This is a genomic window from Bacillus sp. AF23 (genome assembly GCF_020861455.1).
Classification (GTDB): Bacteria; Bacillota; Bacilli; order Bacillales; family Bacillaceae; genus Bacillus; species Bacillus halotolerans.
On record NZ_JAJHVY010000037.1, the window covers coordinates 112,886 to 125,539 of the forward strand.

General features: G+C 47.8%; 13 protein-coding genes. 2 read left to right on the forward strand and 11 right to left on the reverse strand.

Annotated elements, in window-relative coordinates:
- Positions 1–70: 70 nt before the first annotated feature.
- Positions 71–1,273 (forward strand): MFS transporter, encoded by a 1,203-nt coding sequence (locus tag LNN34_RS19895; protein ID WP_229044309.1) that lies wholly within the window; start codon positions 71–73, stop codon positions 1,271–1,273.
- Here LNN34_RS19895 and LNN34_RS19900 read toward each other — a convergent pair.
- Genes LNN34_RS19900 through sigY form a run of 6 tightly spaced genes read right to left on the reverse strand, consistent with a single transcriptional unit; the run spans position 1,270 to position 4,174 of the window.
- A complete protein-coding gene (locus tag LNN34_RS19900) occupies positions 1,270–2,046 on the reverse strand; it encodes an ABC transporter permease (RefSeq protein ID WP_059292241.1) in 777 nt (258 codons plus the stop codon). The two genes, LNN34_RS19895 and LNN34_RS19900, sit on opposite strands and share 4 nt — an antisense overlap.
- Positions 2,043–2,930: an ABC transporter ATP-binding protein gene (locus tag LNN34_RS19905; RefSeq protein ID WP_229044312.1), complete on the reverse strand. Its 888-nt coding sequence runs from the start codon at positions 2,928–2,930 to the stop codon at positions 2,043–2,045. Before LNN34_RS19905 ends, LNN34_RS19900 begins: the two co-directional genes overlap by 4 nt.
- A gap of 6 nt (positions 2,931–2,936) precedes the next feature.
- On the reverse strand, positions 2,937–3,125 hold the full coding sequence (gene yxlE / locus LNN34_RS19910; protein WP_024123344.1) for a sigma Y negative regulator YxlE: 189 nt from the start codon (positions 3,123–3,125) through the stop codon (positions 2,937–2,939).
- Positions 3,125–3,328 carry a sigma Y negative regulator YxlD gene (gene yxlD, locus LNN34_RS19915; protein ID WP_059292240.1) on the reverse strand — a complete coding sequence of 68 codons (204 nt, stop codon included), beginning with the start codon at positions 3,326–3,328 and terminating at the stop codon, positions 3,125–3,127. The genes yxlE and yxlD overlap by 1 nt, the downstream gene beginning before the upstream one ends.
- Positions 3,328–3,645 carry a YxlC family protein gene (locus tag LNN34_RS19920; protein ID WP_229044315.1) on the reverse strand — a complete coding sequence of 106 codons (318 nt, stop codon included), beginning with the start codon at positions 3,643–3,645 and terminating at the stop codon, positions 3,328–3,330. The genes yxlD and LNN34_RS19920 overlap by 1 nt, the downstream gene beginning before the upstream one ends.
- Positions 3,638–4,174, reverse strand: coding sequence for an RNA polymerase sigma factor SigY (sigY, locus tag LNN34_RS19925; RefSeq protein ID WP_044160005.1), 537 nt, complete (start codon positions 4,172–4,174; stop codon positions 3,638–3,640). Before sigY ends, LNN34_RS19920 begins: the two co-directional genes overlap by 8 nt.
- Positions 4,175–4,387: 213 nt before the next feature.
- Here sigY and LNN34_RS19930 point away from each other — a divergent pair, with 213 nt between their 5' ends.
- Complete coding sequence (locus LNN34_RS19930) at positions 4,388–5,761, forward strand: purine-cytosine permease family protein (RefSeq protein ID WP_024123348.1); 1,374 nt, start codon at positions 4,388–4,390, stop codon at positions 5,759–5,761.
- A 12-nt stretch (positions 5,762–5,773) separates the two neighbouring features.
- On the opposite strand, the gene LNN34_RS19935 is transcribed toward LNN34_RS19930, so the two are convergent.
- From LNN34_RS19935 to cydA, 5 genes are all read right to left on the reverse strand, one after another.
- Complete coding sequence (locus tag LNN34_RS19935; protein ID WP_229044318.1) at positions 5,774–6,604, reverse strand: NAD(P)H-hydrate dehydratase; 831 nt, start codon at positions 6,602–6,604, stop codon at positions 5,774–5,776.
- A gap of 85 nt (positions 6,605–6,689) precedes the next feature.
- Complete coding sequence (gene cydC, locus LNN34_RS19940; RefSeq protein ID WP_229044323.1) at positions 6,690–8,417, reverse strand: thiol reductant ABC exporter subunit CydC; 1,728 nt, start codon at positions 8,415–8,417, stop codon at positions 6,690–6,692.
- Positions 8,414–10,117, reverse strand: coding sequence for a thiol reductant ABC exporter subunit CydD (gene cydD / locus LNN34_RS19945; protein ID WP_229044325.1), 1,704 nt, complete (start codon positions 10,115–10,117; stop codon positions 8,414–8,416). Before cydD ends, cydC begins: the two co-directional genes overlap by 4 nt.
- Positions 10,117–11,133, reverse strand: coding sequence for a cytochrome d ubiquinol oxidase subunit II (gene cydB / locus LNN34_RS19950; protein WP_044160009.1), 1,017 nt, complete (start codon positions 11,131–11,133; stop codon positions 10,117–10,119). The genes cydD and cydB overlap by 1 nt, the downstream gene beginning before the upstream one ends.
- Positions 11,117–12,523, reverse strand: coding sequence for a cytochrome ubiquinol oxidase subunit I (gene cydA / locus LNN34_RS19955; protein ID WP_059292235.1), 1,407 nt, complete (start codon positions 12,521–12,523; stop codon positions 11,117–11,119). The genes cydB and cydA overlap by 17 nt, the downstream gene beginning before the upstream one ends.
- Positions 12,524–12,654: the final 131 nt, after the last annotated feature.

Here is a 12,654-nt window from a genome sequence, read left to right on the forward strand (position 1 = left end):
TGTTTTTTATTTCCCTATTGAAACGTTTTCACTCATTGTGTTGTACTGGAAGAAAAGAGGTGATGAGAGCATGGAAATACAGCAGCCGCTGATTCCTCAGCAGAAAACAATCGGCGCTTTAGATCACGCCGTTTTCTTATGCATGGTATTTTGTTTTTGGTTTTCGGGCTATATTTACGTTCCTGTTTTCAGCCTGTATTTGGAGGATCTGCACTTTTCATACGGAGCGATCGGCATGATTCTCGGAAGCTATGGGGTGACCCAAATCCTGCTGCGGTTCCCGCTTGGGCTTCTGTCAGAAATTCTTTTTTCTCTGCGCAAGCCATTGTTAATCGCTGGCTTTGGATGTTCCATTCTCAGCAGCGTGCTTTTTCTTGCGTTTGATTCTTTTTTCTTCGTCCTGACCGCCCGGCTTCTCGCGGGGATTACAGCATCCATGTGGGTGATGGCGACGATTCTATACGCTCATTATTTCAAAGATGGCAGTGCCTCAAAAGCAATGGGCATCATGCAGTTTTTTACCGTCATGCCTCAGTTTGTCAGCATTGTGTTCTGCGGGCTTGCAGCAGCGCATTTAGGCAGGCAGGTTCCGTTTTGGATGGCACTGGCTGCTTCGGGCATCGGCCTTGTGATATGCTGCTTTATGAAAGATCCGTCTACTTTTCCCGCTCATCACAAGACGGTCCGTATGCCGCAATACATCAAAGACACATTGCGGCTGCCGAAGCTGAAGCTTTTCACGATTCTATCTATGACTGCACATGCCGTGCTATTTATGACGGTGTTTGGTTTTACGCCGCTTTACACGAATCAGCTCGGAATGGGAGACATCGAACTGCTTTGGGTGATGAGCGCCTTTTTTCTCCCTCATGCAGCGGCTACCCTGAGCTTTTTGTTTTTGCGTTTTACCGGAAGAATCGCCTATGTCACCTTGCTGATCTGTTTTGCTGTCATTGGAGTCTGTTTGATGTTCGTTCCTTTTTCAGCTTCATTGCTCACGGTTTGCATGACCCATGCTTTCATCGGTCTGGCGCTTGGCTTTGTGTTTCCCCTATTGTTAAGCCGGGTCGTCGATATCAGCTCAGCGCGTTTAAAAATGTCAGCCATGGGATTTTATCAATCGTTTTATGCGCTGGGCATCTTTACCGGCCCCCTTCTCGCCGGAAAAATCGCACAGGTTTTCGGTTTGGCCGAGGTATTTTATGGAGCCGGATTGATGGCATTGGCCGCTATGATGATGATGCTGGCCACAAAGCGGAAACTGATCAGTTAATAGCTTTCATACCGCCGGAAGCGCCACACAGAAAAAACGGCCAGAAGCATGATGCACAGAATGGAGAATGTGAGCGACCATCCGAAAAAGTCCGCCCGCTCTCCATGAAGCAGAATATGCTCCGCCTGCTTGCAAAGCTCAGCCGGCAGCCATTTCGCACCTTCAGGAAAAAGCGAGACAGCAAAGGAAACGGCAGCAGTCAGCCCAATTCCGGCTGCCGCGGCTGCTCCGAGAGACCGAAACATCGTGCTGCCGGCAAGCCCTGCAGTAACAATAAACATCATCCAAAGAGAGTAGAGGCCGAGGCTTGCTGCAAAGCGGCTGAACGATGCGTGCTCAAACAATATCCGGACGTAATAATAAGCAAGTCCGTACCCAGCTGCAAACGACGCGATCCCGATCATGCTTTGGGTGATCCATTTGTTCAATATATACTGGGCTGCCGTCACAGGCCGCGACATAATCAGAGCCGTTACACCTTGATTTCTTTCATTCGCCACACTGCCCATGACACTGAAAATGATCAGCGCCATGCCAAGCGTGTTGAATTGGGAAAGCGTGCTCACCATCACCTCAGATCCGGAAGGCATGGTAAAACTGATTTTCATACCGTCTGGAAGATTCCCCCCATGCGCAATGATTTCCGGCATATAATAAATGGTCAGCGGCTGCGTCAGCCCCACGATCATCATCGCAATGGGCAGCCAGATCAGCTTTCCGCTTCTCCAGCCTTCCAGCCATTCCTTTTGTAATAGCGTCATCATGACATTCATGCGTGCACCACCTTAAGATAGACGTCTTCGAGAGACTCCGTTTTCTGTTCAAAACGGGTGACTGTCAATCCCATTTGGATACAATCACTCAGCAATATCCTGCCAGAGCCTGTATCGCTTAGCTCAAAAACAGCTTGAGACGGATTCATATAGACAACATCGGATATATAAGGCTTCTCTTCAAGCCAGCCCTTCAGTTTCTCTTTCACAGTAAGAGTGAAAACATTCGTTTGATGCTGTTCTTTGAGCTGCTGTAAAGCGCCTTTCCATGAAATCTCGCCGCTTTTCATGATTACGACTTGATCACACACCTGCTCCGCATCGTGCAAAACATGAGTAGAAAACAGAACAGCCATATGTTTTTTCAGCTCCCGCATCATATCCAGCACCTCGATACGCCCTGAAGGGTCCAGGGCAGAAACCGGTTCATCCAAAATCAAAAGCTTCGGTTTATGAAGCAGAGCCTGAGCCAGACCGAGCCTTTGTTTCATGCCGCCAGAATAACCGCCGATTCTTTTGTTTGCCGCGTCCTGCAAACCGACAAACGCCAGCATTTCGCCTATTTTCTCTTGGCATTTTTTCTTTGAAAGGCCAGACAGTCTCCCGGCAAAGGTTAAAAATTCATTTGCCGTCATCCATGAATAAAAAGCCGGGTACTGCGGAAGGTAGCCGATCATACTGCGATCTGCCTTTTTCTCCCCGTACAGCTTGACCGTCCCGGAGGTGGGTGACAGCAGTCCGGACAGCATTTGAAGCGTTGTGGTTTTACCAGCCCCATTCGGTCCTAATAGAGCGACACACTCGTTCTCCTTGACTTGAAAGCTGACATTCCGTACTGCTTGATGATGCCGATATGATTTGCATAATGACTCAATAGATAGCATGCTCGCTCACCTTTGCTTTCTGCCGACGGTAAAAAATAAAATCGGCCCAATAATATTGATGCATATAATCACTGCTGCCCACATCCATTTCGGCCCGTTTGTCCGCTCTTCTTTCACACAGCTGATCAGGGCAAACACTGCCAGCACGGCCTGTAGCACAATCAGCGGTACAATCATTTCCCAAGAAATATTCATTAGCTGATCCTCCTATTTTTTCGGTCAGGCCTTATCACAAAAAAGTAATAGCAAATCAGAGGCATCGGCGCTTGAATCAGTCCGACAATTCCCCACACCCATGCCAGACGATCCCGTTTTTTCGCATCAATGAATAAAAAGATTCCCTGTGCCAATACAATCAGATAAGCAAACACAAAAATCGTCAAATCTGTTTGGGACATCAGCGCTTCACCTCACGTTCGCCAAGGTATCGTTTTTTCTCAGCCGCAATCAAAATCGGCAGGACTGCCAGCGCACAGACCTGAAGCACGACAAAAGCAGCGGGAACTTGAGTAAATGCCAGAATCGCCGCGCTTACCACCATCAGTGCACAGAACACAAATAAGATAACTTCTTTCAGCACGCTTTTTCTTCGTTCGGCTTTCATTTGTAACAGCTGATCAAGCAATTCTTTTTGACTCGGTATAATCGGGTTGGCGCATTGGTCAATTTTCTGCAATTCCGATTTTAAATGAACAGATCGCTTTTCTTTATTCATCAGTCCACTCCTTTCTGATTTGCTGGAGCCCTTTATGGACTCTGGACTTTACCGTGCCTTCTTTGATATGCAGCATCATCCCGATATCAGCATAGGTATAGCCGTAATAGTGCCTTAATAAAACGGGCGTGCGCAGCTTCGGGTCAAGCTGAGAAAAGAGATCAAGCGTCTCGCTCCACTCAGAGCCTTTCATTGACACATCCCATTTGATCTTGCGTATCGTTTCCTCTGTAACAGCCTGATTTCGTTTCCATTCTCTCTTCCTCTTTTTCTGGTGATCAAGGTAGAGTCTTGACGCGATAGAGATCAGCCAAGTGGAGAATTTGGATCGCCCTTGAAAACTCCCCAGATGGACGTACCCTTTCAGAAAGGTTTCCTGAACTAGATCCTCGCTGATGTCAGGGTGAAGGGAAAGCTTTAACAAGTATTTGTATAGAAAAGAATAATAATGCTGAAATAGGGCTGTAAACGCCTCGTCGCTTCCCTCTTTCGCCTGCTGAATCAATTGCTGTTCTTCATTTGTATCCAACGGCCGCGATCCCCCCTTTTTTTGTTATCTTGCCTTATGAGACGACACCGGATTCCAGAGCGTTCAACTTTTTTTATAATTCTTTTGATCTATTGACTTCACTGGCTTCTCATTGGTTTTCGTGAACATCTAAATTTGTAAAGCGAATTACAGTCTGTTAAGCTATGTTTTTATGTCTATTTCAAAATTTCATTATATATGGAGGACGATGCATTGAAAGTAGAAAGGCGAACGATTGAATATATTCCGAATGAAGAAAGACATGGTAAAGCAAAAGATTTATTTCCCGTATGGTTCGGGGCCAATATGCATATCACCACGTTAGTGACCGGTACTCTTCCCGTTGCAATGGGACTTAATCTGTTTTGGAGTGTTGCCGCTATTATTTGCGGAACCTTAATCGGTGCCATATTTATGGCTTCTCATTCCGCGCAAGGACCCCAGCTCGGCATCCCGCAAATGATTCAAAGCCGTGCCCAATTCGGCGTAATCGGAGCGATTCTTCCCCTCTTCTTAGTCATGTTTATCTACCTTGGTTTCTTCGCAAGCAGTACAATTCTGGCGGCCGGGACCTTAAGCAGCTTTGTTCCCATCCCGGGATCATGGAGCATTATAGGCTTAAGCGCCGCATGTTTTTTACTCACCATTTTCGGTCATGATTTGATTCACAAAATGCAAAAAATCCTTTCTTGGACTTCTTTTGCCGTATTTTTTGCTGCAACGATACTCATTTTCCAATTACCGATTCCGGCAGGCAGCTGGATGCCCGGGACGGTCGACTTGCCCGTTTTCTTGGTGGCAGTCAGCGCCGTAGCAACTTGGCAGCTTGCCTATGCGCCTTATGTCGCCGATTATTCCAGATATCTGCCAATTAAAACACCGGCGTCCCAAACGTTTTGGTACAGCTATGCAGGAACATCTGTCAGCTCCATCTGGATGATGCTGCTCGGCGCGCTGCTGACCACGGCACTTCCTGATTTTACGACAAACTCAGGGACCCAGATTGTGCAATTGTTCGGCCCCTTCTCGTTCATTATGCTGATCATTGTTTTATTTGGCCAGATGGCGATTAATGTCTTTAACTTGTATGGAGCTTTTATGTCCACGACGACTACGCTTGAGCCGTTTCTGAAATTAAAAGTCACACCGAAAATCAGAATCATCATGATCCTTGGCGTCACCGTCGTCGGAACAGTCCTAAGCCTTCTCGGGCAAAGTAATTTTATGGAGCTGTTTTTGAATTTTATCTTTTTTATCAGTTATTTCTTAATTCCATGGACGGCGATCAATTTAGTGGATTACTACTTCGTCCGCCACGGGAGCTATGAGGTCAAAGCGATGTTTGATGTCAACGGGCCGTATGGAAGAGTCAATTGGATCACAACGATTGCTTTCATTCTGTCCATCTTGTTAGAAATTCCGTTTATCAATACATCCTTTTACATCGGGCCATTGGCAAAAATGTTTGGCGGCGGGGATATCGCATGGATTATCGGCTTGGCCGTGCCTTCTGTTCTATATTATGTACTCATGAAACCTCGCCTGAAAAAACGAGCGGGCTATCAAGAAAAGCTGTCTTCCCTATGAAGACAGCTTTTTTCATTCAAATCGTTTCCACACACGAGGCAACATGTCAGAGAGCTCGTGGGCGAGCAGCGTATGGGCAGAGTGTTCGTCAGTCCAAAGCTCGGCGCATGCACCGTGCAAGTATACGGCATTTAATACGGCATGTTTCGGGTCTTTGTGGCAGCAAAGCATGCCCAATATCATTCCCGTCAGTGTGTCGCCGGTTCCGCCTTTGGCGAGTGCCCCGTTTCCGGTCGGATTGCTCCAGCAGTCGCCATCGGGAAACGCGATGATGGTTTGATTTCCTTTTAACACGATCACCGTTTGCAGCTGAACCGCCCACTCCTTGGCATATTCTGCTCTTTTATTTTGTAAGTCTTTCACCGGAACCCCTGTCATTCGGGAAAACTCACCTGGATGCGGCGTAAGGATGACGGGCGCCTTCCGTTTCGGATACGTGCGCTTTGTCAGCGCCCCGGCATCCAAAATAACAGGACAATCCTTCTCAAGAACATGATCAACGGCCTGCTGCACCCTCTCTGTTTGCGGAAGCCCCGAACCGATCGCAATTGCCCGGTATGTCTCTTCAAGGCGAGAGCCCGCCGCTTTTTCCCAGCCGTCCCGCCAATACGTGGCCTCCGGCAGAACCGGAACGATCAGCGGGATCACGCTTTCAGACGTGCCGATGACAAGCTTGCCGAGACCGCTCCGCATGGCTCCAAGCCCGGCTAAAAGCGCAGCGCCCGGCATGTCGTCGCTTCCCGCCAGCAGCAAAGCCGTACCGTACGTACCTTTATGGCTCGCTGCATCTCTTTCAGGGAGCGCAGCCCTTACATGCTCTTCCGTCCAAATCGGAACATTCATATCCATACCTCCTCTTATTTCTCTTCTTATTTTTCCTGCACTTCTTCTTTTTCAAACAAAAAAAGACAGCCTCAGAGACTGTCTTTTATTTTACAGGAACGTCGAGATGATAAAGCCGGCGATACCGTTCGTTCGTCGCCAGCAGTTCCTCGTGTGTTCCTTCCATTTCTGTTTTTCCGTTTTCCAGAAAGACGATTTTATCGGCCGCTTCCACTCCCGCCAAGTGATGCGTAATCCAAAGAATCGTTTTACCTTTCAGCACCTCAAACACGGTTTCCATCAGTTCGCGTTCCGTGATAGGGTCCAAGCCTACTGTAGGCTCATCAAGTATAATGATCGGCGTATCCTGCAGCAAAATCCGGGCGAGCGCGATCCGCTGCCGCTCTCCTCCTGAAAATCGGATTCCGGTTTCCTGAACTGAAGTATGATATCCGTCAGGCAGCGACTCAATGTAATCATGCAGCTTCACCTGCTTTGCGGCGCGACGCACATCCTCGTCGCTCGCCTTTCCGTTTCCGAGCCTGATGTTATTCAAAATGCTTGTATCAAACAAGTGAGGCTTTTGATTTAACACAGCCACCGCATCAGCAATCTGATTCTTTACAAGCGCTGTTTCCACTCCGTTTAACGTTACCGAGCCTGAGTCAGGTTTCAATGCGCCCTCAATTAATGCGAGTGATGTTGATTTTCCTGAGCCGCTCCGGCCGAGCAGCGCCATTTTTTCTCCTTGGCGCAGCGTAAAGGAAAAATGGTTCAGTACTTGGCTGCTGTTGTCATAAGAAAACGTCACATCACGAAACGCCAAAGTGACGTCTTTGAGATCAAGCCTGTCAGCCGCAGACGCTGTTTGTGAAGCCTCAGGCTGAGGAGCCACCTTGTTCATTCTTCTGATAGAATCCTGATAACCCGGCACTTCGCCCAACGCATCAGAAAGCGGCAGAAAAGCTTCTGTCAGCGGGAACACAACAAGCACAAAGGCAGCAATCATCGTTTTGGCGAGTTCGCCATTTGCATGCTGCCCCGCCGTCCAAAACAGCATCAGCAAAATAAGGCCGGCGACAAAGCATTGCGCGGCGAAATCCCGCCATCTTGTAAAACGATGTTTTTTGCGTTCCAGCTCAAACCAAGCGTTTTCTTCTCTTTCATAGGAATCAATAAAAGCATGCCGGCGTCCGCTGAACATCCAGTCGCTGACACCCATCACGGCATCTGTGAGACGGCTGTACAGCACGTTTCGCCCGCTTTTCAGCTTGGCATTCTTCGCCCGCGTCACAAGCAAAGACACGACCGGAAACAGCACAACCAGAACAAACAAATAAAGCGCCAGCAAAATGGCAAACGGCCAGGAGAAAAAGCCGAGCGCAATCACTGAAACAGCATACAAAAGCAAGGCTGAGATGGCAGGGAAAATGGTTTTTAAGAAGGCATCCTGCAAATGCTCAATATCCTCAGACAAAATGCCGAGCATATCTCCCGTGCGAATACGGGACCGCAGCATCAAAGCGCCAGGCTCAAGCATGTTGTAAAGGCGGACGCGCATGTCTGACACGATTTTCAAAATGATATGATGCCCGATCAGGCGCTCCACATAGCGTGACACAGACCGGGCGATCCCAAAGGTTCGAACGGCGACAATCGGCACATAAATGAGCAGGATGTTCTCCGGCCTTGTCGCCGCCTTTGAAATTAAAAACCCAGAAGTAAACATGAGAAAAGCAGCGGAAAAAATCGTCACCGCACCCAAAAAGACAACAAGAACAAACAGACGGGCATTTTGCTTGATATACGGCAGAATCCATTCTTCTTTCTTCATGCTCTTTCCCCCAGTTGTGCCTTCACGAGTTTGGTGTACACACCGTTTTTCGCCAGCAATTCATCGTGAGTCCCGATTTCTGCTGCCCTGCCTCCGTCCAGCACGATAATTTCATCCATATCGAGCATCCAATGGAGACGGTGTGTCGCGAGAAAGACGAGCTTGTCATTAAATAAATCCAGCATCGTTTCTTTTATTTCATATTCTGTTTCGATATCCAGATGGGCGGTCGGCTCATCCAGCAGCAGAATCGGGCGGTTACCCAAAAAAGCGCGGGCAAGCGCGACACGCTGAGCCTGACCGCCGCTGAGCGCCCGGCCGCCTTCTCCGATCCGTCCCTCTAATCCTTCAGGAAGAGTGTTTACAAACTCCGTCAATCCCGCTGAGGAAGCAGCGCGGGCTGTATCTTCAGCAGAAGCACTTGGGTGATAAAACCGGATATTGTTCGCCAGCGTATCATCAAAAATATAAGGATGCTGCGGAATATAGAGAAGGTTTTTCTGCCAGTTCCCATCCTGCAGGTGCGAACGGCTTGAACCATTCACACTGATAACACCGTCATCCGGCTCCAAAAATCCTCCGAGAATATCGATTAAAGTTGATTTTCCGGCACCGCTTGCTCCAATGATGCCGATTTTTTTCTTCCCTTTAAATGAAAGAGTCATATCAGACATCGCTCGGCCAACTGAGACACCTGACAGCTTCAGTTCATCGTGATTGGACCATGTTTCAAGCTGAAGCGGGGCCTCTTCTTTGAATCCCGGCTGAGATAATATGTCCTGAATCGTCTTGCCCGCTTCCTGTCCATTAAGCGTCGCATGATAATCATTTCCCACTTCCCGCACCGGCAGAAAGTATTCAGGTGCCAGAATAAGCGCTGTTAAAGCGGGGCCAAGCAAAATACCGCCGTCTATCAAACGCAAGCCTAAAAACACAGCAACTGTCGCCACCGACAGCATCGTGAAAAAATCGAGGGCAAATGAAGATAAAAACGCCACCCGCAGTGTGCTCATTGTCGCTTTGCGATACCGCTCACTGACGTGGAAAATGTTTTTGCTATGCGATTTGCTCAATCCTAAAAAACGCAAAGTCTCCAATCCGCGAAGAGAATCAACAAAATGGTTGGACAATGTCTGGTATGATTTCCACTGGCGATCCGCTTTTCGCTGTGCGACAAGGCCAAGAAGAATCATAAAAAGAATCAGAATCGGCAGGGCCGCGACTAAAATAATCGCAGAAGTCCGATCCTGAAAAAACACGTAGATGACAACCGCAGCCGGCACAATCGCCATGCTGACCATTTTCGGCAAAAACAGCTCTAGATAGCGGCGGAATTGGCTGATGCCTTCCATCGCCAGCGTCACCATTTGCCCCGTCCCCTCTTTCTTTGCAAAGCGGGGGCCTAAGCGGAACAGCTGATCGAGAAAGCTTTTCCTCAAATCAGCTCCCGTCCGGGCAGCATATTGATAGACGATTTTTTGGCGCGCCACCGTCATCCCGTGCCGCGCGACAAAAGCGATGAGGAAGAAGCCGATCACCGGAAACAGGGAGGCAATGCTCTTCCCGTTGAAAAGCCCGGTTACAGCTTCACTCAGCCACTCTGCCTGCATGATAATAGCGGCTGTCTGAATCAGCGTTAAGCAAGTAATCACGGTGAGAATCCGCTTCATTCCTTTATATCGAAACAGGTCTTTTCCCATTAATAAGTCATAGGCTCCTTATGGCTGACGCGCTTCCGGAAGACATAATAGCTCCAGATCTGGCTGCCGATTACAAACGGCAATAGCGTTAATGCTGCAATTGACATGACTTTTAGCGAATAATCACCGGAAGAAGCGTTAGCTACTGTTAAATCGAACGCGCTTTGAATCGAGCTGACCATCACCCGAGGGAATAATGAAATGAAAATCATTCCTACGGTCAGAGCAAGCCCCGCGCCTGTCATCCCGAATGTCCATCCGTCTTTTTTCTTACGGATAAATACAGCCGCGAGCATAAAGCAGATGACAATCAAAACAACAAGCGGAATGGTAATCTCGCCGCGGCGTGTAAACATGTCTGTCTCATAAGCAGAAAGGGCCGCGAAGGCAAGAACCGCTACAAAAACAACACCCATTATCTTTTGTGCCATTTTCCGGGCGCGGTTTTGCAAATCACCAATCGTACGCAGCGTGATGAACATTAATCCATGCTGGAAGCAAAGAAGTGTTACGGTCACGCCGCCAAGTACAGAATATACATTGATATAATCAGATAAGTGCGCGTGAATGTTCATATCGGCATCAATCGGCATACCGCGGAATAATGTCGTAAATAACACACCGAGCACAAACGGAGGAATCAGACTGCCGAAGAAAACCACCCAGTCCCAAACCTTTACCCATTTCAAATGATCAACCTTGCCGCGGAATTCAAACGCGACCCCGCGGCCCATTAACGCAAGCAGCACAATGACAAACGGAATGTAATAACCGCTCAGCATTGTTGCATACCAGTTTGGAAACGCCGCGAAGATAGCACCCGCACCAGTCAAAAGCCATACTTCATTCGCGTCCCAGAACGGTCCGATCGTGTTGATCAGCACTCTGCGCTCTAATTCATTATGGCCAAGAAAACGGGTCGCCATGCCGACCCCAAAATCAAAGCCTTCCAAAAAGAAGAAACCTACAAACAATACAGCAACGAGTATAAACCAAAGATCATGAAGAGATGCCATGGTATACCTCCTGACTAAATGGATCTGTTGATACAGGAACATCATGATGATCACTATGCTCCGCACCTTTTTTAATCTCACGGATGAACAAGAAGACGAGCAATGCGCCCAAAATCAGATACATCACACCGAACGCGATGATTGAGAATAACAGGGAGCCCGCCGTTACGTTAGGCGACACGGATTGAGCCGTTGTCATCAAACCCATGACCGTCCAAGGCTGACGCCCGATTTCTGTCATAATCCAGCCCGCGGAGTTCGCAAGAAACGGGAAGGAAATCAATGCGATCATAATGCGCAAATACCATTTGCTGTTTTCCAGCTTTTTGCGGCGGTTTAGCCAAAGGCCGCCTAACGCAGCAAGAATCATGACAACACCTGCTCCAACCATAATGCGGAAACTCCAGAACGTCGTTTTGACAGGCGGAATATAGTCGCCTTTTCCGTACACTTTTTCGTACTCTGCCTGAAGTGTTTTCATTCCTTTGACACTGCCGCTGAATTTTTGATAAGCCAGATAGCTCAATGCGTAAGGAACTTTGATTTCATTAGAGCTCTTTTCATTTTTCGTATCAATTGTGGCAAAGGCCGTCCAAGCGGCAGGGTCGCCGCTGTCTTCCCAAAGCCCTTCACTGGCAGCCATTTTCATTGGCTGTGACTCCATCAAGTGTTCAGCCTGCATGTGTCCGCTAAGGCCGACGCCAAGGCCTGCACAAAGCCCGACAATCATTGCGAGTTTGAAAGATTGTTTAAAGAATGGCACTTCTTTTTTCTTTAATAGTTTAAAAGCACTGACACCGGCGATAAAGAAAGCCCCGGTGGCAAGCGCACCGAAAATGACGTGCGGGAATTCAACCCAAAGCTGCGGATTTGTAATCAGCGCGCCAAAGTCATTCATTTCCGCGCGGCCGTTTTTGATCGTAAAGCCGACCGGTTCCTGCATAAAGGAGTTCGCTGTTAAGATCCAGAAAGACGACATAATCGTTCCGAATGACACGAGCCAAATGCAGAGCGCATGAATTTTTTTAGGCAGGCGGTCCCACCCGAAAATCCATAATCCGATAAAAATAGATTCCATGAAAAACGCCAATAATGCTTCAATCGCAAGCGGCGCGCCAAATACATCTCCGACAAAACGGGAATAATCAGACCAGTTCAGTCCAAACTGGAATTCTTGCAAAATCCCCGTAACAACACCGACTGCGAAATTTATTAAGAATAAGTGTCCCCAAAACTTCGCCATTTTGAGGTACAGCTCATTTTTCTTCACAAGATAAAGAGTCTCCATCAACGCAACCATAAACACAAGCCCGATAGACATTGGCACAAACAAGAAATGAAACAACGTTGTTGATGCAAATTGAATGCGGGCTAATACTAATTCACTCATGCTTTATCCTCCATTTCCGGTTGAACGTTATATTGTTCACTACTTCACAAGCAGAACCGAAACTTTGATCAGTATTTCACAAAATAGACGAAAAAAATATTGTTCAATATTTCACAAATACGTCAAAAAGT

Excerpts from the sequence above, each read along its gene's own strand:
- LNN34_RS19895 (WP_229044309.1), top strand. The coding sequence starts at position 71 with ATGGAAATACAGCAGCCGCTGATTCCTCAGCAGAAAACAATCGGCGCT.
- LNN34_RS19900 (WP_059292241.1), bottom strand. The coding sequence starts at position 2,046 with ATGAATGTCATGATGACGCTATTACAAAAGGAATGGCTGGAAGGCTGG.
- LNN34_RS19905 (WP_229044312.1), bottom strand. The coding sequence starts at position 2,930 with ATGCTATCTATTGAGTCATTATGCAAATCATATCGGCATCATCAAGCA.
- yxlE (WP_024123344.1), bottom strand. The coding sequence starts at position 3,125 with ATGAATATTTCTTGGGAAATGATTGTACCGCTGATTGTGCTACAGGCC.
- yxlD (WP_059292240.1), bottom strand. The coding sequence starts at position 3,328 with ATGTCCCAAACAGATTTGACGATTTTTGTGTTTGCTTATCTGATTGTA.
- LNN34_RS19920 (WP_229044315.1), bottom strand. The coding sequence starts at position 3,645 with ATGAATAAAGAAAAGCGATCTGTTCATTTAAAATCGGAATTGCAGAAA.
- LNN34_RS19935 (WP_229044318.1), bottom strand. The coding sequence starts at position 6,604 with ATGAATGTTCCGATTTGGACGGAAGAGCATGTAAGGGCTGCGCTCCCT.
- cydC (WP_229044323.1), bottom strand. The coding sequence starts at position 8,417 with ATGAAGAAAGAAGAATGGATTCTGCCGTATATCAAGCAAAATGCCCGT.
- cydD (WP_229044325.1), bottom strand. The coding sequence starts at position 10,117 with ATGGGAAAAGACCTGTTTCGATATAAAGGAATGAAGCGGATTCTCACC.
- cydB (WP_044160009.1), bottom strand. The coding sequence starts at position 11,133 with ATGGCATCTCTTCATGATCTTTGGTTTATACTCGTTGCTGTATTGTTT.
- cydA (WP_059292235.1), bottom strand. The coding sequence starts at position 12,523 with ATGAGTGAATTAGTATTAGCCCGCATTCAATTTGCATCAACAACGTTG.